21 protein-coding genes are annotated in these 20,762 nt (G+C 58.8%); 2 read left to right on the forward strand and 19 right to left on the reverse strand.

Annotated features, from left to right (window positions below; all coding sequences use genetic code 11):
• Positions 1–11 precede the first annotated feature (11 nt).
• The 15 genes from RYB66_RS04365 to RYB66_RS04435 all read right to left on the reverse strand — a co-directional run bounded on the left by RYB66_RS04365 (position 12) and on the right by RYB66_RS04435 (position 11,975).
• Positions 12–674, reverse strand: a complete 663-nt coding sequence (locus RYB66_RS04365; protein WP_004657874.1) for a TetR/AcrR family transcriptional regulator — start codon at positions 672–674, stop codon at positions 12–14.
• 155 nt (positions 675–829) lie between these two features.
• Complete coding sequence (locus RYB66_RS04370) at positions 830–1,483, reverse strand: LysE family translocator (RefSeq protein ID WP_004664328.1); 654 nt, start codon at positions 1,481–1,483, stop codon at positions 830–832.
• Between the two features lie 358 nt (positions 1,484–1,841).
• Positions 1,842–2,627 (reverse strand): TatD family hydrolase, encoded by a 786-nt coding sequence (locus tag RYB66_RS04375; protein WP_005743858.1) that lies wholly within the window; start codon positions 2,625–2,627, stop codon positions 1,842–1,844.
• A 14-nt stretch (positions 2,628–2,641) separates the two neighbouring features.
• A complete protein-coding gene (locus RYB66_RS04380; RefSeq protein WP_002552698.1) occupies positions 2,642–2,998 on the reverse strand; it encodes a PilZ domain-containing protein in 357 nt (118 codons plus the stop codon).
• A 34-nt stretch (positions 2,999–3,032) separates the two neighbouring features.
• A complete protein-coding gene (locus RYB66_RS04385; RefSeq protein ID WP_005743856.1) occupies positions 3,033–4,019 on the reverse strand; it encodes a DNA polymerase III subunit delta' in 987 nt (328 codons plus the stop codon).
• Complete coding sequence (tmk, locus tag RYB66_RS04390; protein WP_004667786.1) at positions 4,012–4,644, reverse strand: dTMP kinase; 633 nt, start codon at positions 4,642–4,644, stop codon at positions 4,012–4,014. Before tmk ends, RYB66_RS04385 begins: the two co-directional genes overlap by 8 nt.
• A 22-nt stretch (positions 4,645–4,666) precedes the next feature.
• Positions 4,667–5,791 carry an endolytic transglycosylase MltG gene (gene mltG, locus RYB66_RS04395; RefSeq protein ID WP_002552695.1) on the reverse strand — a complete coding sequence of 375 codons (1,125 nt, stop codon included), beginning with the start codon at positions 5,789–5,791 and terminating at the stop codon, positions 4,667–4,669.
• 3 nt (positions 5,792–5,794) lie between these two features.
• A complete protein-coding gene (gene pabC / locus RYB66_RS04400; RefSeq protein WP_005743854.1) occupies positions 5,795–6,610 on the reverse strand; it encodes an aminodeoxychorismate lyase in 816 nt (271 codons plus the stop codon).
• Entirely contained in the window at positions 6,610–7,854 is a 1,245-nt protein-coding gene (fabF, locus tag RYB66_RS04405; protein ID WP_002552693.1) for a beta-ketoacyl-ACP synthase II, read from the reverse strand. The genes pabC and fabF overlap by 1 nt, the downstream gene beginning before the upstream one ends.
• A 128-nt stretch (positions 7,855–7,982) precedes the next feature.
• Positions 7,983–8,219, reverse strand: coding sequence for an acyl carrier protein (gene acpP, locus RYB66_RS04410; protein ID WP_002552692.1), 237 nt, complete (start codon positions 8,217–8,219; stop codon positions 7,983–7,985).
• Positions 8,220–8,410: 191 nt separating this feature from the next.
• Positions 8,411–9,154, reverse strand: coding sequence for a 3-oxoacyl-ACP reductase FabG (gene fabG / locus RYB66_RS04415; protein WP_003318510.1), 744 nt, complete (start codon positions 9,152–9,154; stop codon positions 8,411–8,413).
• A 15-nt stretch (positions 9,155–9,169) separates the two neighbouring features.
• Positions 9,170–10,108: an ACP S-malonyltransferase gene (gene fabD, locus RYB66_RS04420; protein WP_016981661.1), complete on the reverse strand. Its 939-nt coding sequence runs from the start codon at positions 10,106–10,108 to the stop codon at positions 9,170–9,172.
• A gap of 116 nt (positions 10,109–10,224) precedes the next feature.
• A complete protein-coding gene (plsX, locus tag RYB66_RS04425; RefSeq protein ID WP_316893904.1) occupies positions 10,225–11,247 on the reverse strand; it encodes a phosphate acyltransferase PlsX in 1,023 nt (340 codons plus the stop codon).
• 4 nt (positions 11,248–11,251) lie between these two features.
• Positions 11,252–11,434 carry a 50S ribosomal protein L32 gene (rpmF, locus tag RYB66_RS04430; protein ID WP_002552688.1) on the reverse strand — a complete coding sequence of 61 codons (183 nt, stop codon included), beginning with the start codon at positions 11,432–11,434 and terminating at the stop codon, positions 11,252–11,254.
• 13 nt (positions 11,435–11,447) lie between these two features.
• Positions 11,448–11,975, reverse strand: coding sequence for a YceD family protein (locus RYB66_RS04435; RefSeq protein ID WP_002552687.1), 528 nt, complete (start codon positions 11,973–11,975; stop codon positions 11,448–11,450).
• A gap of 106 nt (positions 11,976–12,081) precedes the next feature.
• Here RYB66_RS04435 and RYB66_RS04440 point away from each other — a divergent pair, with 106 nt between their 5' ends.
• The gene (locus tag RYB66_RS04440; protein WP_016981657.1) at positions 12,082–12,660 is read left to right on the forward strand and encodes a Maf family protein; all 579 of its coding nucleotides are present in this window, start codon (positions 12,082–12,084) and stop codon (positions 12,658–12,660) included.
• A 55-nt stretch (positions 12,661–12,715) separates the two neighbouring features.
• On the opposite strand, the gene sppA is transcribed toward RYB66_RS04440, so the two are convergent.
• Genes sppA through rluC form a run of 3 tightly spaced genes read right to left on the reverse strand, consistent with a single transcriptional unit; the run spans position 12,716 to position 15,347 of the window.
• Complete coding sequence (gene sppA, locus RYB66_RS04445) at positions 12,716–13,714, reverse strand: signal peptide peptidase SppA (protein ID WP_005782203.1); 999 nt, start codon at positions 13,712–13,714, stop codon at positions 12,716–12,718.
• Between the two features lie 24 nt (positions 13,715–13,738).
• Positions 13,739–14,401, reverse strand: coding sequence for an HAD-IA family hydrolase (locus RYB66_RS04450; protein ID WP_004664321.1), 663 nt, complete (start codon positions 14,399–14,401; stop codon positions 13,739–13,741).
• Positions 14,391–15,347, reverse strand: a complete 957-nt coding sequence (gene rluC, locus RYB66_RS04455; RefSeq protein ID WP_002552683.1) for a 23S rRNA pseudouridine(955/2504/2580) synthase RluC — start codon at positions 15,345–15,347, stop codon at positions 14,391–14,393. Before rluC ends, RYB66_RS04450 begins: the two co-directional genes overlap by 11 nt.
• 726 nt (positions 15,348–16,073) lie before the next feature.
• On the opposite strand from rluC, the gene rne reads away from it, so the two are divergent.
• The gene (gene rne, locus RYB66_RS04460) at positions 16,074–19,424 is read left to right on the forward strand and encodes a ribonuclease E (protein ID WP_316893905.1); all 3,351 of its coding nucleotides are present in this window, start codon (positions 16,074–16,076) and stop codon (positions 19,422–19,424) included.
• 288 nt (positions 19,425–19,712) lie between these two features.
• Here rne and murB read toward each other — a convergent pair whose 3' ends face one another.
• Positions 19,713–20,732 (reverse strand): UDP-N-acetylmuramate dehydrogenase, encoded by a 1,020-nt coding sequence (gene murB, locus RYB66_RS04465; RefSeq protein WP_316893906.1) that lies wholly within the window; start codon positions 20,730–20,732, stop codon positions 19,713–19,715.
• Positions 20,733–20,762: the final 30 nt, after the last annotated feature.

Below are 20,762 nucleotides of genomic sequence, written 5' to 3' on the forward strand. Positions count from 1 at the left end.
GGGCCGGGGCGTTATTCCGTAGCAGGGTCGGGTTTGGGCTCGGCGATGACGTCGGCATCGCGCTTGCGCTTGTTGCCCATACGCACGCCGATGTCCATGAGGAAGTGGAAGAAGCCTTCCTGATCTTCCAGCACATTGCTCCAGAACGGCGAGTGGTACAGCGCAACGGCGCCATGCACCAGCGCCCAGGCGGCACAGTAGTGGTAGTAAGGCGGGACATCTTCGAGCTTGCCTTCGGTGATGCGGCCTTTGATCAGCAGCGTCAGGTGTTCGAAGTTGGAGGCGCGGATCTTGTGGAGCTCTTCGACCAGCTCGGGCACCTGATTGCCCTTGACCACTTTTTCCTCCAGGCGGTCGAACAGGCGATAGCGCTGCGGATCACGCATACGGAATTCGAAGTAGGCACGTGAGAGCGCCTCCTTGTCCTTGTCGACATCAGCGGAGTGCAGCAGCTCGTTCAGGTCTCGCTCATAGTCGAGCATCAGGCGCAGATAGATTTCTGCCTTGGACTTGAAGTGCTTGTAGATGGTGCCTTTACCAATGCCGACGGCGTCCGCGATCATCTCGACAGTGACGCTGTCTTCGCCCTGCTCCAGGAACAGCTTTAGCGCGGTGTCGAGAATTTCCTGCTCACGGCGGCGAAATTCACGGACCTTACGAGGTTCTTTCTGCATAGAGAGGTCTGTCAGGATCGAAATCGAAGCCGGGTATTATGCCCAATCGGCGCTAAATTGCACGGATCATCCTTACTTGTCGACCTTTATGAACGAAACCGGCGAAAAATTCGCATTTTGGCGTCCGCTTCGCAAACCTGACACACGACGGTATGCTACGACGCAGGCAGTACCGGGGATGCAGCGACAAACTCCAGGTAACCCGTGATCACTACATACAACGTGAAATAGGCAAAGATCAGCGCCGAGGCAATGTAGGACCAGCGCAACATACGCTCCCCCATGAAACGCCCACCCTGATGTGCCAGCGCACACAGCGAGATCGACCAGACCACGCCCGCCGCAACGAACCCGGCAAGAAAGGTCGAGGCACTGGCAAGATCAGAACCCTGTCGAGCAATCAGCGCACCGCCGACTGCAGCAAACCAGAGAATGGCGCTGGGTGATGACATCGCCAGAAAAATTCCGCGCAGGAACAACGCCAGGCTGGATTTTTCCGATTGAACATCCTGATTATCGAGGCCGGCACTGACCGCGGTGGCACTCATGACCATCCTGAAGCAGAACCAGGCCAACACCGCCGTACCGCCGAGCCAGAGCACGTAGCGTACGGCTTCATATTGCAGCAGCACCGCCATGCCAAGCATGGCCAGGACCGCATAGGCCAGATCGCCGACACAGGTTCCCAACCCAAGCCACAGCCCCTTGGAAAAGCCGCGCTGCATGGACAGCGTGATCATGGCTATGTTTGCCAGGCCAATATCCAGGCATAACGACAGACTCAGTAGAAAACCGTTGGAAAACTCCACTCGAACACTCCGACCAGGCACTGAAAAACCTCGGCATGCCTGACCTGCTGGCGTACACGGGCAAATATGATGCGATGGCCTTGTATCCCGTCCGGCAAAAAGTGCTCATCAAGGACTCAAGAATCGCTTTAGTATTCCAAAACTGTTTAAAAAACGATCACAAGGCACTGGACGGTACGCCATGCTGGGCAATACTTAAGCCACTGACGGGTCATCATTCCCCAAATGACTCGCCAGTAAAGGTGCCTAAGGACTAGCGTGCCTTTGTTTTACTCCTAATGGTCTTAACCCGGCTTCACCCCCCCAGAATCCGGGTTTTTTTTGCCCGCGATTTGCCGTCAGTCAACGTGTACGCCACTCAGCGTTGAACATGCGCCAGCGGGAACAGGCGAGCGAAGTTAGCGGTGGTCTGCTCGGCGAAATGCTCGTAGGACTCGCCCCGTAGCATCGCCAGAAACTCGGCAACTTCGCGTACGTACTGCGGCAGATTCGGTTTGCCCCGATAAGGGATAGGCGCAAGGTATGGGGAATCGGTCTCGACCAGCAGCCGGTCAGCGGGGACTTGCCTTGCGACATCCCGCAGGGCGTCGGCGTTGCGAAAGGTCACGATGCCGGACAGCGAGATGTAGTAACCCATATCCAGCGCCGCCCTGGCCATCTCCCAGTCTTCGGTGAAGCAATGCAGAACGCCCGCTTGAGGCAGCGCCGCATCACGCAGAAGGCTCAATGTATCGGCGCGCGCGCCACGGGTATGGATGATCACCGGCTTGCCAGTGACACTGGCTGCCTCCAGGTGCAACCGAAAAGAAGCCTGCTGCAGCTCGGCAGCTTCGGGTTCGTAGTGATAGTCCAGACCGGTTTCACCTATCGCCACCACTCGCGGGTGATCCAGCTCCTTGAGCAACCAGTCCAGGGGCGGCATTTCGCCGGGCTTCACGTCCAGCGGATGAATGCCCACCGAGCAATCGACATCCGCGTAGCGTTCGGCGAGTGCCTTGACCGCACTCGCATTGTCGGCGCTGACACCGATGCAGAGAAAATGCCCGACCCCTCTGCCACGGGCGGCATTGAGGGCTGCATCCAGAGAGCCGTCGTGCTGGGCAAGGTCAAGGCGATCAAGGTGACAATGGGAATCTACAAGCATGGGTTAAAACACAACTACATCGTATGGGTTGGACGATCGGACTTCAGAGCACCGACCAGATGAGTTTCGATCAGATTGCGCGCGGTATTGTCGCCATCATTGAATTGCACGCCGACACCGGCAGTCCGGTTGCCCTGCGCACCTTTTGGCGTGATCCAGGCGACGCGGCCAGCCACCGGAACCTTCTCCGGTTCGTCCATCAGATTGAGCAGCATGAACACTTCGTCACCCAGCTTGTAGCTTTTGCTGGTGGGGATGAACAGCCCGCCGTTTCTGATGAATGGCATGTAGGCAGCGTAAAGCACGGATTTGTCCTTGATGGTCAGGGACAGAATGCCATTACGTGGACCTGTGTTCAGCGGCAGACTCATGACAACACCTCAACGGTTCCGGGTAACGCAGAGTCTACGCCTGTCCTGGCAGGCCTGCCCACTGCACCAGTAATGCTTCAAGCAGCAAGACCCGGTTTAGATTGGCCTTGGACATGACTTTTTGCCTCTGTGCCAGAATCCAGTCCTGAATCTCCAGCACTTTTGCGCGAGAAGACTTCTGCGCCAGGTATTGAACGACCTTGCGCATGTCGCCCAGACCAAGGCCTTCCTCGTCCTGCGTCATCTGATAGCGCAGGATCAGGTGCGACCAGTCACAGAACCAGTCGAACAACAATAACAACGGGATGTCCTTCCAGCCTTCGGCCAGCTGGGTAGCCGATTGCTGTTGCTTGAGCAGCTTCTTGACGCCATCCACCACCAGCGCGCGCTGTTCGCGAACGCCTTGCGTGTAAAGTGCCGCAGCAGCCAGCGGCGACCCCGCTGCCAGCGTCAGCAATTCGAACCGTTCTTCCTGCGTGCAATCAGGCAGGGCATTGCCCAGCCAGTCCAGGCTCATCTGTTCACTGGGCAATGGGCAGGCCTGCTGCACACAGCGACTTTTGACCGTTGGCAGCAAGCGGCTCGGCTGATGGCTGACCAGCAATAGAACGGTATTGCCCGACGGCTCCTCAAGACTCTTCAACAAGGCGTTGGCAGCGTTGATGTTCATCGCTTCCACCGGCTCGACGAGCACCACCTTGCGACCGCCCATCTGGGCGGTCTGCACCACAAAGCTCACCAGGTCACGGACCTGATCAACCTTGATCGGCTTGTCTGCTTCTTCCGGCTCCAGCACATAGTTGTCCGGATGACTGCCAGCCGCCAGCAGCAGGCAGGATTTGCAATGCCCGCAGGCCTCAAGCGCTTCGGGAGCCTTGCACAGCAGGCTGGCCATCAGGCGCTCGGCCAGTGCCCGCTTGCCGATACCGGCCGGACCGTGCAGCAGATAGGCATGAGCGTGCTGAGCACGACCGGCCATCTGCTGCCAGAGTGATGCCTGCCAGGGGTAGGCTTCAGCCACGTCGCAGCTCCAGCAACTGCGGCAGCAATGTATCAAGGGAAGCCTGAACGTCAGCCAGCGGCTGGGCCGCGTCCACCAGACGATACCGCGCAGGATCCGCCTTGGCCCGCTGCAGATAAGTCGAGCGCACCGCGTCGAAGAAAGCCCGGCCTTCCTGCTCGAAGCGATCGAGTCGGCCACGTGCTGCGGCACGTGACAGACCGATTTCCACCGGCAGGTCAAACACCAGCGTCAGATCAGGCCGCAGATCGCCTTGAACAAATTCTTCCAGCACGGCAATACGCTGCTGAGACAAGCCGCGGCCCCCACCTTGATACGCGTAGGTTGCATCGGTAAACCGATCACAGAGCACCACCTCGCCACGCGCCAGAGCCGGGCGAATGACCTCGGCCAAATGCTGTGCACGCGCAGCAAACACCAGCAGCAGTTCGGTGTCGGCACTCATGGCTTCATCACTGGGAGCCAGCAGCAGTTCGCGAATGCGCTCGGCCAGCGGAGTGCCGCCCGGCTCGCGGGTCAGCAATACCTGAACGCCCTGCGCGCGCAGCTGTGCCGCCAGGTATTCGCGATTGGTACTTTTGCCAGCACCTTCCGGACCTTCAAGGGTGATAAACAAGCCAGTCACAGGTAATCCTTAATTATTGCCATCATTGCGCATTCGGCTCGGGCTGCGGGGCATCCGTTGCAGTCGCAGGCTCGGGCTCTGAAGAGGGAGAATCAGTTGATGGTGCCGGTGCAGCAGGTGCCGGGCTGGAGCGATAATCTGCGCGGCGCTTGAGCTGATAGTCACGCACCGCTGAGTTATGGGCATCCAGATCGTCCGAGAACACATGGCTGCCGTCCCCCTTGGCCACGAAATACAGGCTGCTGCCCGCTACCGGGTTGAGCGCGGCATGAATCGCCTCGCGCCCCACCAGTGAAATCGGTGTCGGCGGCATACCGGCTATCACGTAGGTATTGTACGGCGTGGGTTCCTTGAGATTGGCCCGGGTCAACTTGCCGTTGTAGCGCTCGCCCATGCCATAGATCACGGTCGGATCGGTCTGCAACTGCATGCCCAGCTTCAAGCGACGCACGAACACACCCGCAATCTGGCCACGCTCCTGAGGCACACCGGTTTCCTTCTCGACCAGCGACGCCATGATCAGGGCCTGATAAGGATTGGAATACGGAGCCTCAGACGACCTGGCATTCCATTCTTCATCCAGCACTTCTTCCAGACGACTGTAAGCCTGCCTGAGCAATTCGGCATCGGTCATGCCGCGCACATAGCGATAGGTGTCAGGAAAGAAACGCCCTTCAGGGAATACATCAGGATGGCCGATTTTTGCCATCAGCTCGCCGTCGGACAAGCCAGCCAGCGTTTGATCGAGCTTGGCCTGTTTGGCCAGCGCAGCCCGCACCTGACGGAAATTCCAGCCCTCGACCAGCGTCAGGCTGTATTGCACAACCTCCTTGCGCTTCCAGACGTCGAACAGCCCCTTGACGTTCATGCCCGGCACCATGCGGTATTCGCCGCTGTGCAGTGCCTGTCCGGAGAGGTTGAAACGCCAGTAGAGGCGCAACCAGAAGGCGTCCTTGATCACGCCATCGGCCTGCAGTCGATTAAGCACACCGGTCGGCGTTGAGCCGGCCGGGACATCCAGCAGTTGCTCCTGAGCGACTTCGAGCGGCTGGTTCAGCGCCTGATGTTGCTGCCAGAACGCAAAGCCGAGCAAAAGGCCTGCCAGAACGACAGCTGTTTCCAGCAACACCAATATTTTTCGGATCACAAATCAGATATCCAGAAGGGTGCGAGCAATACCTTGCAGTTTACGGGTGAGCGGCCCGACCGGCCAGCTCAAGACTGTAAAGCCGCGAACCGGCCAGACGCCGTAGACGCTATTGCATAGAAACACTTCGTCCGCCGATTCAAGGTCGGACAGGTGCAAATCACGGATATCGACAACCAGTCCCAGGTTTCGTGCCTGATCCAGCAACTCGGCACGCATCACCCCCGCTACCCCGCAGCGGCTCAGATCGGCAGTCAGCAGGCGGCCCTGGCTGACCAGAAACAGATTGCTGTAGACACCCTCGATCAATCGCCCGGAGGTATCGCGCATCAAGCCTTCGGCATGCTCGCTATCGCTCCATTCCGAGCGGGCCAGCACCTGTTCCAGGCGATTCAGGTGCTTGAGTCCAGCCAGAAGCGGCTGTTCCGCCAGACGCGTCTGGCAGGCAAACAGGCGCACGCCCTGCTCGGCATGCACACCCGGATAGGCTGGCGCAGGGCCGCCCTGCAGGATTCGACGCGATTGGGCATTGGGGGCTGGAGCGTAACCGCGCTGGCTGTCGCCGCGGGTAAGGATCAGCTTCATGACCCCATCGCCAAGCTCTGCAGCGAAGCGGGTCATTTCTGCACGGATAAGCGCATGATCGGTTGCGATCGACAAGCGCGCGCATCCGTTTTCGAGACGCTGCAGATGGCGCTCCAGGAGCAATGGCTGCCCGGCCTTGACGACGATGGTTTCAAACAGTCCATCGCCGTAGGCCAGACCCCGGTCCTTGAGGGACAAGGCGTCTGCGGGGCAGCCATCGACCCAGGCGGGCATTACTCGGCGAACCGACGGAACACCAGCGAGCCGTTGGTGCCACCGAAGCCGAAGGAGTTCGACAGAACGACGTCGATCGGCATGCGGCGCGCTTCGTGAGGCACGAAATCCAGATCGCAGCCTTCGCTTGGCTCATCCAGGTTGATGGTCGGCGGAGCCACCTGATCAACCATCGCCAGCACGCTGAAGATCGCCTCGACAGCACCAGCAGCGCCCAGCAGGTGGCCGGTCATCGACTTGGTCGAACTGACAGCCAGCTTGTAGGCATGATCGCCAAATACCGACTTGATCGCAGAAGCCTCGGCCAGATCGCCAGCAGGCGTCGACGTACCGTGTGCGTTGATGTACTGCACCTGATCGGCATTGACCTTGGCGTCACGCAACGCATTGACGATGCAGCGTGCAGCACCGGCACCGTCATCAGGTGGCGAGGTCATGTGATAGGCATCGCCGCTCATGCCGAACCCGACCAGTTCAGCGTAGATGGTCGCACCACGCGCCTTGGCGTGCTCAAGTTCTTCAAGCACCATCGCACCTGCACCGTCGGACAGGACGAAACCATCACGGCCTTTGTCCCAGGGACGACTGGCACGGGTCGGGTCGTCGTTGCGGGTCGACAGCGCACGCGCGGCACCGAAACCACCCAGCCCCAGGCCACAGGCAGCCATTTCAGCGCCACCGGCAATCATCACGTCCGCTTCGTCATAGGCGATGTTGCGAGCCGCCATGCCGATGCAGTGGGTCGCCGTGGTGCAAGCCGTGGCGATGGAGTAATTAGGCCCCTGTGCACCCAGATGGATAGACAGGAAACCGGAAATCATGTTGATGATCGAGCCCGGCACGAAAAACGGAGAAATCCGTCCTGGCCCTTGCTCGTGCAGCAGACGACTGCTGTTTTCGATATTGGTCAGACCACCGATACCCGAACCCATCGCGACGCCGATGCGTTCACGGTTTGCATCAGTGACTTCGAGGCCTGCATTACGCACCGCCTGAAAGCTGGCCGCGAGACCATACTGAATGAAGAGATCGAGCCGGCGCGCTTCTTTGGGCGCGAGGTATTCTTCGACGTTGAAACCCTTGACCGAACCGCCGAAACGGGTGGTGAAGGCCGACAAGTCCGTGTGCTCGATAAGGCCAATGCCACTGCGGCCCGCCAGAATGCCCTGCCAACTGCTGGGCACGTCATTGCCCAGTGGCGAAAGCATGCCCATCCCGGTGACCACGACGCGTCTACGCGACACAGGACTCTCCTTCTCTCTTGTTTACGGAACAATCATTTACGAACAATCACAGCGTTTTCTAAAGAAAAAACCGCACGCCGGTTAAAGCAGTGCGGTTTTCCCGTGACAGCAGTCAGCGATTACAAATCTTAAGCCTGATGGCTAGTGACGTAGTCGATTGCTGCTTGAACGGTAGTGATCTTTTCCGCTTCTTCGTCAGGGATTTCGGTCTCGAATTCCTCTTCCAGAGCCATTACCAGCTCGACAGTGTCCAGGGAGTCAGCGCCCAGGTCTTCAACGAAAGAAGCAGTGTTGACAACCTCTTCTGATTTGACGCCAAGTTGCTCTGCAACGATTTTCTTGACGCGCTCTTCGATGGTGCTCATACCTAGTTTTAACTCCTAGTGGAAATGTTCAGGCATCTGGCCAGTGGGTAAGTGTATAGAAGAGGTTTTGCGAATTTCAAGCTTAACGCTCTCCCCTTATGCCCAACCGTACCTTTGCCCATGCATAGATTGCAGCTTTATAACGGATTTTAGACAGCTCGTATGACATTTTTTTGAAACAGATGGTCACATTAGCTCATGTACATGCCGCCGTTAACAGGGATTGTGGCCCCGGTAACGTACCCTGCGCCTTCGGAGGCAAGAAAAGCGACTACATGCGCAATCTCTTCAGCCTGACCCAGACGGCCCAGGGGTATCTGGGTAATCAGTGACTCACGCTGAGCCTCAGGCAGCTCACGCGTCATATCGGTGTCGATGAAACCGGGCGCAACCGAATTCACGGTTACTGCCCGCGAGCCCACTTCACGGGCCAGAGCCCTGCTGAAACCTTCCAGCCCGGCCTTCGCGGAAGCATAGTTTACTTGACCGGCGTTGCCCATGGCACCCACAACCGAACCAATGCTGATAATACGGCCCCAACGCGCTTTGGTCATGCCGCGCAAAACACCCTTGGAAAGGCGGAAAAGGCTGTTCAGGTTGGTGTTGACGACGTCATACCATTCGTCATCTTTCATGCGCATCATCAGATTATCACGGGTGATGCCAGCATTATTGACCAGAATCAACGGTGCACCGACACGCTCCTGGATGGTCGACAGGACCGAATTCACGGACTCGGCATCGCAGACATCGAGCATCAGGCCAAAGCCTTCGATGCCGTTTTCCTTGAACGTCGCACTGATGCGCTCGGCGCCGGACTCAGAGGTCGCGGTGCCCACAACGACAGCACCATTGCGCCCCAATTCCAGGGCGATGGCTTGACCAATACCGCGACTCGCACCGGTGACCAGTGCAACTTTACCTTGAAGGCTCATACAGGCTTCTCCTAATCAGGCCAGTGCCGCGCGCGCGGCGGCAAAGGCGTCCGGGGTATCAAGGTTGTAAGTAATCACGCCTTCGGCGCAACGCTTGTTCAGACCGGCCAGGACTTTACCCGGCCCACACTCCACAAGCTGGGTCGCACCACGGCTGGCCAGGCATTGAATGGATTCAACCCAGCGAACCGGCTTGTACAGCTGTTCCAGCAAGTCACGCTTGAGCGTCGCCAAGTCACTGACTGCGCTGGCACTGACGTTCTGTACCAATGCGATTTCAGGCGCCTGCCATTCAATGGCTTCAACAGCCTCGGCGAAACGCTCGGCGGCCGGACGCATCAGTTCGCAGTGCGACGGCACGCTGACCGGCAACGGCAATGCACGCTTGGCACCCCGCGCCTTGCAAAGCTCCATGGCGCGCTTGACGGCCTCGGCGGAACCGGCGATCACCACCTGGCCCGGCGAGTTGAAATTAACCGCACTGACAACTTCGCCCTGTGCTGCTTCGGCACAGGCAGCGATAACGTCGGCATCATCAAGACCCAGAATGGCGGCCATGCCGCCTTGACCGGCCGGCACCGCTTCCTGCATCAACTGACCGCGACGCTCAACGAGCTTCACCGCATCAGCCAGACTCAGGCTTTGCGCAGCTACCAGCGCACTGTATTCACCCAGACTGTGACCTGCGACGAACGCAGGAACGGCACCGCCCTCGGCCAGCCACACATGCCACAAGGCTATGGAAGCAGTCAGAATGGCAGGCTGGGTCTTGTCGGTCTGATTGAGCAACTCGACAGGACCGCTCTGGGTCAACGCCCACAGGTCATAGCCAAGGGCTTCGGAAGCCTGCTCGAAAGTATCGAGAATCAACGGATGTTGCGCGCCTTGCTCGGCGAGCATGCCGAGCGATTGCGATCCTTGACCCGGAAAGACGAATGCGAGGGATGCAGACATTTGACAAGCCTCTGAATTATTGTCGCCAAAATGGGCGTCCGGACAGGCCGAACGCGGGTATTCAAATTTACATGACTGATCGGTTGGATGACTGACCAGTCTGATGCGTCACATTTTCAGGCTCCGCCGTTCTGGAGAAGCAATTCAAGCCGCCCCTTCAGGCGCTGCGGCAGGTTTTCACGGGATTCAACGATCGCTCGCTGAATCGCACTCTGGAACCCTGAAACACTGGCCGAACCGTGGCTTTTCACCACGACCCCCTGCAACCCGAGCAAGCTCGCGCCATTATGACGAGCAGGTGCCAGATCAGTCTGCAGTCGCTTGAGCAACGGCAACGCCAGCGCTCCGACCGCCCTGCTCAGCAGGTTGCGGTTGAACAGTGTATCGATTCTGGCGGCAATCATGGTCGCCAGACCTTCGCTCGACTTGAGCAGTACATTGCCGACAAAGCCATCACACACCACAACGTCAGCCTCACCCCGGTACAAACCGTCGCCTTCGACGTAGCCAATGTAGTTGAGCCCCAGGGCTGCCTGCAAAAGACCGGCGGCAAGCTTGACCTGCTGATTGCCCTTGATGTCTTCCGTGCCCACGTTAAGCAAGGCAACCCTGGGCTTTTTGACACCCAGGGTTTCTGCAAGAACAGAGCCCATTACCGCAAACTGATAAAGCGCCTCGGCGCTGCAATCGACATTCGCACCCAGGTCGAGCAGCTGACAATGGCCAGAACGAGTGGGAATGGCTGCGATCATCGCGGGACGATCGATACCGGGCAGCGTCTTGAGCACAAACCGCGAAAGCGCCATCAGCGCACCGGTATTACCAGCGCTGACACATGCCTGGGCCTGCCCGCTTGCAACAAGCTCAAGCGCAACACGCATGGACGAGTCAGGCTTGCCACGCAGAGCCTGGGACGGACGCTCGTCCATTGCAATGGCTTCATTGGCGTTTACGACACGCAGGCGCGCGCGATCCACAGCACCATGACGGGCAATGAGCTCTTCAATCAGGGAGGCTTGGCCGACGAGGACCAGATGAAGCGAGGGTGTAGCTGTCAGGCACGCGAGGCTTGCCTGAACAATGTTGCGGGGACCGAAGTCCCCGCCCATTGCGTCGATCGCGATGATCGGAGCGGACAAGAAATTACTCGTCAGCGCCCTTGTCGATCACTTTACGACCACGGTATACGCCTTCTGGCGATACGTGGTGACGCAGGTGAATTTCACCAGTGGTCTTTTCTACCGACAGAGTGCTTGCCTCAAGAGCGTCGTGCGAACGACGCATGTCACGGGCAGAGCGGGATTTTTTGTTCTGCTGAACAGCCATAATTGATTAACTCCTAAACGTTTGGGTCACGCTTTAACTGCGCCAATACACTGAACGGGTTGGACCGCGTTACCTCGTCCACGCTCGGTTCGGGCTCATCGAGACCCGCCGGTTGCTGGCATTCTTCAGGATGATGAGCAGGCACAATGGGCAAGGCGAGCAATAGCTCCTCCTCGATCAATGCCAGCAGATCCAAAGGATCTTCGCCCAGTTCCAGCACGTCATAACCTTTCGGTAACGACTGGGTATTCGCACCCTCCTTCACCACGGCGTAACTGCATTCGCTGTGGATCGGCAGGGTCACCAGCTCAAGACAACGCTGGCAAACCATCTTGACCGGGACGTCTATCGAACTGTGGATAACCACAGAACGGCGTTCGTCACGCTCAAAAACGAATTTCGCCTGCACCGTACCGACAGTGTCGGCAAGCGGGTCGCAGAGTCTCTTCAAATCGCCCAGCAGCACTTCACCCTGAAGGGTAGTGCCGCGATCAGACAATTTGCGCGGGTCAACGTGAGATGGAATCGGGTCATTCAACATAGGCGCAGCATTCTAGGGATGCCCCCCGGGCATGTCAAAGGAAATTCAGGCCTGTTCGTCACTCCGGCCACTCTTTAGAATCAACGCTCAGCCTACGGAGAACCGCATGCCATCCCTGCTCCTTGCCTCCAGCTCTTCATACCGGCGCGAACTGCTCACTCGCCTGCGCCTGCCATTCACCTGCAAGTCCCCGGACATTGATGAAAGTCACCGACCGGACGAAACCGCACACGACCTCGTTCGACGCCTTGCCTTAGAGAAAGCCAGGGCGCTGGCGGGCGAATATCCGCATCACCTGATCATTGGCTCCGATCAGGTTGCCGTCCTGGACGGGCAGATACTCGGCAAGCCACATACCTTCGAGCGCGCACTTGAGCAACTGACGGCTGCCAGTGGCGCCAGCGTAACCTTCCTGACCGGACTGGCCCTGCTTAATAGCTCGACAGGCAAGTACCAGGTCGATTGCGTACCCTTTACCGTGCACATGCGCGAACTCGATCAAGCCAGCATCGAACGCTATCTGCATGCAGAGCAACCTTATGACTGCGCCGGCAGCTTCAAGGCTGAAGGGTTGGGGGTCAGCCTGTTTCGCAGCACCGAAGGCAGCGACGCGACCAGCCTGATCGGCCTGCCACTGATACGCCTTGTGGACATGCTAATAAAGGAAGGGGTCAGCGTACCCTGACGCTCAGACAAAGAACCCGGCCATTGGCCGGGTTCTTCATTTCTGCATCAAGCCGTCAGCGCAGGCTTGGACCGTTGAAGCCGACCAGCATGGCAATGCGCTCAGCGATACTGGTGCCCAGCTTTTTCGAAAAGCGGTCGAAAGGCGACTCTTCGACGGTATATTCGACGATATCCTTTTCCTTGATCACATCCCGCGCGACATAACTGGCACTGCCCAGGCCGTCCACCAGACCGAGCGCAACGGCCTGCTCACCGGTCCAGATCAGCCCCGAAAACAGTTCGGGATGATCCTTGTCCTTCAGACGATCGCCACGACCCTGCTTGACGCTGGCGATGAACTGACGATGCGTTGTGTCCAGCACCCCCTGCCAGAACTGCGTCTCATCGGCCTTCTGCGGCTGGAACGGATCAAGGAAAGCTTTGTGCTCGCCCGATGTGTAGGTACGACGATCAACGCCGAGCTTGTCCATGGCACCGACAAACCCGAACCCCGCCGCCGTCACACCTATCGACCCCACCAGACTGGCCTTGTCGGCGTAGATCTGGTCGGCAGCACTGGCAATGTAATAAGCCCCCGAAGCACCCAGATCGGTAATGACCGCATACACCTTGATATCCGGTTTTGCAGCACGCAGACGACGGATTTCGTCATAGACATAGCCCGACTGCACAGGACTGCCGCCCGGACTGTTGATACGCAGAATAACGCCCTTGGTCTTTTCATCCTCGAACGCCTTCTGCAGCGCCGTGACGATATTCTCGGCACTGGCCGACTCCTTGTCGGCAATCACACCCTGCACATCAATCAACGCTGTGTGGCTGGAGCGGCGCGATGTACCGCCTTCAAAGTCCAGCATCGGAACGACCACTGCGACAAACAGAAACGCGAACGTCAGCAGCTTGAAGAAAATTCCCCAGCGACGCGCACGACGCTGCTCCTGAACACTGGCCAGCAGCGTCTTTTCCAGAAGTTTCCAGCTTTTTGCTTCTTCCTTGCCATTGATGCCCTCGTCCGCGCTTTGCGAGACGGGTGCCTTCCATTCGTCAGACATGTTCCAATCACTCCAACCCTAAAACTAGACGCCGCGCCCATTCAACCAGGTGCGCAGCTCGGAAAAATGCTCAATAGCCAATCGTGGCTGAAACTGGCGCAACGACTCCAGCGACTGAGCGCCATAACCCACCGCAACCGAATCCATACCTGCGTTGCGGGCCATCAGCAGATCGAATGACGCATCGCCGATCATCAACGAACGCTGCGGCGCAACATCACAATGCGCCATGATCTCGTTTAACATCAGCGGGTCCGGCTTGCTGGCGGTTTCGTCGGCAGCCCGGGTGGCATCGAAGTAATCGCCCCAGCCATTGGCTTGTAGCACCCGATCCAGCCCACGGCGCGCCTTGCCGGTAGCGACCGCCAGACGATAGCCGTCCTCGCGAAACGCTTGCATCGACTCCAGAACGCCCTCGAACAGCGGCGAAGGCACGTTATCCATTGCCATATAGCTGTCAGCATAGCGCTGCCGAAAGTCGATCACCTGATTGTCACTGATCTGCGGATAAAGGGTTCGAATCGCCTCGGGCAGACCCAGACCGATAATGCCCTTGATCGCCGGATCGTCACGAACTTCAAGATCAGTCTCGATAGCCGCGGTACGCATGGCCAGAACAATTCGCCCCACAGAGTCGGCCAGCGTGCCGTCCCAATCGAAAATCAACAGGTCGTAATTACGGCGCACTCAAACGCTCCACTGTCTTGGCCCACATTTCGTCCACAGGCGCCTGCACATTCAGTTTGCTGCCGTCGGGCATCGGTACCGTCAGCATATAGGCGTGCAGGAACAGACGCTTGCCGCCCAGATCACGAATCTCGCGACTGAAATTCTCGTCACCGTATTTGGTATCGCCTGCAATGGCGTGCCCCGCATGCAGCGTGTGCACGCGGATCTGGTGCGTGCGCCCGGTCACCGGCTTGGCTTCGACCATGGTGGCAAAGTCACCGAAACGACGCAGTACCTTGAAGATCGTCAGAGCCTCCTTGCCCTCTTCATTCACTTCGACCATGCGCTCGCCGGAGCGCAGATTGCTTTTCATCAGCGGCGCACGCACCTGTTTCTGAGCCGTTGCCCAGTTACCGCGGACGAGCGCCATGTAGCGCTTGTCGACGCCGTCGCCGCGCAGGGCTTCGTGCAGATGACGCAGCATGCTGCGTTTCTTGGCAATCATCAGCAGACCGGACGTGTCGCGATCGAGACGGTGCACCAGTTCGAGCTCCTTGGCATCCGGACGCAACTGACGAAATGCTTCGATTACCCCGAAACTCAGGCCGCTGCCGCCATGCACAGCGATACCCGCAGGCTTGTTGAGCACGATCAGCGCCTTGTCTTCGTAGACAATCGCAGCCTCGAGGCGCTGCAGCAGAGCCTGCGCAACCGGCACCGGCTCGTCGCGCTCAGGCACGCGTACAGGAGGAATGCGCACGATATCGCCTGCCTGCAACTTATACTCCGGCTTGATCCGCCCCTTGTTCACACGCACTTCGCCTTTGCGCAAAATGCGGTAAATCAAGGTTTTGGGCACACCCTTGAGATAAGTGATCAGAAAATTATCGATGCGTTGACCGGCAAGTTCCGGGGCAACCTCAACCAGCTGGACGCCGGGGGTTGGAGGGGCAATATTCGTCATGCCGCAAATGATAACAATTTTTTATGGATTTGAAGCACTTAATGATTGCTGCTATAGTCGCGAACGCCGCCAAAAGCGGCCGGACAGCGGACCAACGGTTGACAACCGGCCCTGACCAACGCAATTCACAAGGACGGGAGGCCGTCCTACGCAGTGTTCGGTGACAACGGAGCACGCTGAAAACGTAACGAGCGCAGGTGACATGAGGCCGGAAACACGCCTGACAGCAGAGCAGACAGCTCGCTGACGGTGCGGACAGTTCATGGCCAGTTCACAAAGTGCAGTCGCTTTCAGACGCTACGAGCGAATGCTTCGGGAACAACGCCTCAAGCCATGATGCGCGACCTTCCCTATCGAAGATCGCGGTAAATGCCAACCCGCTGCGGATTCTGCGCGCGGCAGCACCCGAATTATCAGGGATACGTGTAGGGTGGAGACGCACAACCATCGGACTGTGTAGCACAAGGCTTGTTCTAGACGCTTCATCTCGTCCGCTACCGATGGTCGATTCCTCCTCCTGACAAAGCTTTTGCTGAAAAGGGTGTCTTATGCCACCACAGCAAGCAGGAAACGTCGTCGCGACCCTCCGCCCCCTCTGGGCGAGGACCTCGCTAGACACTGGAGTGTCCAACCACTCCTGACGTGCCCTGACACCGACCGTGAGAAGTCGTGTGTGCCGAACGCCGTTTCCGGCAGCCCGGAAACCGACGGTACTACATGAAAAGAATGCTGATTAACGCAACTCAACCCGAAGAGTTGCGTGTTGCACTGGTAGACGGCCAGCGCCTCTACGACCTGGACATCGAGTCAGGTGCACGCGAGCAGAAGAAGGCCAACATCTATAAAGGCCGAATCACTCGCATCGAACCCAGCCTTGAGGCTGCCTTTGTCGATTTCGGCTCTGAGCGCCACGGCTTTCTGCCCCTCAAGGAAATCTCCCGCGAGTACTTCAAGAAAGCCCCTGAAGGCCGCGTCAACATCAAGGACGTCCTGAGCGAAGGCCAGGAAGTCATCGTTCAGGTCGAGAAAGAAGAGCGTGGCAACAAGGGCGCAGCCCTGACCACCTTCATCAGCCTTGCAGGCCGTTATCTGGTCCTGATGCCGAACAACCCTCGCGCCGGTGGCATCTCGCGCCGTATCGAAGGCGAAGAGCGCAACGAACTGCGTGAAGCCCTCAACGGCCTGATCGCTCCAGCCGACATGGGTCTGATCGTTCGTACTGCCGGCCTGGGCCGCAGCAGCGAGGAAATGCAGTGGGACCTCGATTACCTGCTGCAACTGTGGACCGCCATCAAGGAAGCGTCCCTGGACCGTTCGGCCCCTTTCCTGATCTATCAGGAAAGCAACGTCATCATCCGCGCCATCCGTGACTACCTGCGTCAGGATATCGGCGAAGTCCTGATCGACAGCGTCGAAGCCCAGGAAGAAGCCCTGACCTTCATCCGCCAGGTGATGCCGCAGTACGCCAGCAAGATCAAACTGTACGAAGACAGCGTTCCACTGTTCAACCGCTTCCAGATCGAAAGCCAGATCGAAACCGCCTTCCAGCGCGTGGTCGAACTGCCTTCCGGCGGCTCCATCGTCATCGATCCGACCGAAGCCCTGGTGTCCATCGACATCAACTCGGCGCGCGCCACCAAAGGCAGCGACATCGAAGAAACCGCCCTGCAGACCAACCTTGAAGCGGCTGAGGAAATCGCCCGTCAATTGCGTCTGCGTGACATCGGCGGCCTGATCGTCATCGACTTCATCGACATGACACCGGCCAAGAACCAGCGCGCCGTGGAAGAAAAAGTCCGCGAAAGCCTGGAAGCCGACCGCGCCCGCGTTCAGATCGGTCGCATTTCACGCTTCGGCCTACTGGAAATGTCCCGCCAGCGTCTGCGCCCATCGTTGGGCGAAAGCAGCGGCATCGTCTGCCCTCGTTGCAATGGCACCGGCATCATCCGTGACGTCGAATCGCTTTCTCTGGCCATTCTGCGCCTGATCGAAGAAGAAGCCCTGAAAGACCGCACTGCAGAAGTGCGCGCTCAGGTGCCGATCCCGGTCGCTGCGTTCCTGCTCAACGAGAAACGCAACTCGATCACCAAGATCGAACTGCGCACCCGTGCGCGCATCATCATCCTGCCGAACGACCAGCTGGAAACCCCGCACTTCGAAGTTCAGCGTCTGCGTGATGACAGCCCGGAAGCACACAACAGCCAGACCAGCTACGAAATCGCCGCGGCTGCAGCCGAAGTAGAAGAAATCGCCCCGCTGGCTGCCGCAACCCGCACTCTTGTTCGCCAGGAAGCAGCCGTCAAGACTGCACCTGCTCGTGCCAATGCGCCGGTTCCGGTTGAAGCCGTTGCGCCTGCCCCAACGCCTGCACCGGTCGCTCACGAGCCAAGCCTGTTCAAGGGCCTGGTGAAATCCCTGGTCAGCCTGTTCGCGACCAAGGAAGAGCCTGCCGCTCCGGTAGTGGTTGAAAAACCTGCTGCCGAACAGCGTCCGGCCCGTAACGAGGAGCGCCGCAACGGTCGCCAACAGAGCCGTGGCCGCAACAACCGTCGTGACGAAGAGCGCAAGCCTCGTGAAGAACGCGCCCCCCGCGAGGAACGTGCCGAACGCGCGCCGCGCGAAGAGCGCGCACCACGTGAGGAACGTGCTCCTCGTGAAGAACGCGCACCTCGTGAAGAACGCGCACCTCGTGAAGAGCGTACCGTTCGCGAACCGCGTGAAGCCCGCGAGGATTCAGCACCACGTGAAGAGCGTCCAGCCCGTACTTCCCGCGAGCGCAAGCCACGTGAAGCACGCGAAGATCGTCCGGTCCGCGAACTGCGCGAGCCTCTGGATGCAGCCCCTGCCGTAAACCTTGCTCGTGAAGAGCGTCCTGAACGCGCACCACGCGAAGAACGCCAGCCGCGCGCGCCTCGCGAAGAACGTCAACCACGCGCCGAACAGGCCGCGGCTGCCGTGAGCGAAGAGGAAGTGCTGCTCAACGAAGAGCAGATCAATGACGAGAACCAGGAAGGCAACGACGGTAGCGAAGGCGACCGCCCTCGCCGCCGCTCCCGTGGCCAGCGTCGTCGCAGCAACCGTCGTGAGCGTCAACGTGATGCCAATGGCAACGTGATCGAAGGCTCTGAAGAAAACGGTTCCGAAGAAAACGGCTCGGCAGAAAATGCTGAACAAGGCAGCAGCGCCACCGATCTGTCGGCTGGTCTGGGATTCACCGCAGCAGCTGCGGCTGGCGGCGTGATCAGCGCCACAGCAGAAGCCGATGCACACCAGCAGGCCGAGCGAGCCAACAGCACTGCTGTAGACGCTCCAGCCGTAGAGTCTGCGCAGCAAGCGCCTGTTGCCGAAGCCAATACTGCCAAGGCACCGGAAGCTGACGCACCGGCAATTGAAGCATCCACTCCAGAAACTCCGGCAGCAGCAGAACCGGTCGTTGAAGTGCCTGCCGTTGAAGCGCCGGTTGCAGACGATGCGCCAGTCGCCAAACCGGCTCCGGAAGTGGAGGTTCAGCCTGCTGCGGTCGAAGCACCTGCCATTGCTGCGCAGACTGAGCTGTTCGAAGCGCCGCATGCCGAGCGCGTCGTGCCGTTCACACCAACGCCAGAGCCAGCGCCACAAGCGCCTGTCGAAGCAGCGGCTCATGAAGAAGTGCCAGCCACTGAATCGTCCGAACTGCCAACGCCTGCTGCTACTGCTGCCGAGCCTGTCGTCGTGAAGGAGGAGCCTGCTCCTTACGTCGCGCCCAAGGCCGTTGAAGAAGCAGCGCCTGCACCTGCAGAGCAACAACCTGTGATCGTGGAAACACCGGTCGCACCGGTCAGCAGCACCGGCCGTGCACCGAACGATCCTCGTGAAGTTCGTCGTCGCAAGCGTGAAGAAGAAGCACGCCGTCAGCAGGAAGCCGCTGCGGCCAGCACTCCAGTCATCGCCGAAGCAGCACCTGTTGCCGCTGAAGCAGAATCGGTCCAGCCTTCTCAGGCTATCGAGGAAAAGACTGAAGAAGCGGCGACTGAGCAACCAGCAGTCAAACCGCAACATGAAGCCGAGAAAGAAAACGAGCCTAAACCACTCGTCTAACTCCGGCCCATGAAAAAGCCCCGCCTGTGCAGACAGGCGGGGCTTTTTTACGTCTGTGACTCAGGGAAATACATCGACTGCAGGAGCGGACCGGGCGACGCTTCGCTTGTCCGCGAACTGCCGGGAACCGGCAGCAAAACCAGCTGCCTCGGTGCACCAGATACAAACAAGATGGCCGGTTTTGGGTCCGCTTCGCAGCCCATCGCGGACGAGTCCGCTCCTACATTTCCAAAGATCGCGGACGAGCGAAGCGTCGCCCGGTTTCACTATTAGGGTGGCAGTCAGACCTCAGTAGAGGTTCGGCTCCATTTCCAGCTCTACACCAAAACGCTCGACGATGTCGCTTTGGATGCGGCGCGCAAGGTTCAATAGCTGCAAGCCACTGGCCTGCCCGTAATTGACCAGTACCAGCGACTGGAGCTTATGTACGCCAGCGTCGCCGTCACGATAACCCTTCCAGCCAGCCTGCTCGATCAACCACCCCGCTGCCAGCTTCACCCGGCCATCATCCTGCGAGTAGCCGACGACGCCTGGGTGCTGTTGTTTGATCGTTGCGTACAGTTCGGCAGGGATAATCGGGTTTTTGAAGAAACTGCCGGCATTGCCCAGCACCGCCGGATCGGGCAGTTTTTCACTACGAATGGCGCAGATAGCCCGACTGACATCGAAAGGCGTCGGTTTATCGATACCCAACTCGTCGAGACGCTGACGAACCGGACCATATTCAAGGTGCAGATTGGCTACGCGGCTGAGTTTGAAGCGTACCCGCAGGATCAACCAGCGCGCGACCTGATGCTTGAACACGCTGTCGCGGTAGCCGAACGCACAGTCCTCCAGGGAAAACTCGCGCAATTCACCCGTTTCACGATCCAGCGCAGTCAGGCTATGGAATACATCCTTGATCTCGACGCCATAAGCACCGATGTTCTGCATGGGTGCCGCCCCAACTGTGCCTGGAATCAGACTGAGGTTTTCCAGCCCCGCCAGCCCCAGCTCCAGACAGGACTGCACGAACGGATGCCAAGGCTCGCCAGCCTCTGCCTCGACAATTGACTCGAGACAGTCCTCATGCACGATGCGAATGCCGCGACTGGCCATGCGCAGCACCAATGACTGCACGTCACCGCTGAGCAGCAGGTTACTGCCACCGCCAATAACCAGCAGCGGTACATCGTGCTTAACCGAATACGCCAGCGCCTCGCGAACATCGTCATCGCTATGCGCTTCGGCAAACAAGCGGGCCTGAACATCCACGCCAAAGGTGTTGAAAGGTTTGAGGGAAATCGCGGACTGCACCTGCAAGGTCATACTCTCGCCTTCCCGAACCACTGGACGAAG

The sequence above is a fragment of the Pseudomonas syringae group sp. 243L2 genome (genome assembly GCF_032587875.1).
Taxonomy (GTDB): Bacteria; Pseudomonadota; Gammaproteobacteria; order Pseudomonadales; family Pseudomonadaceae; genus Aquipseudomonas; species Aquipseudomonas amygdali.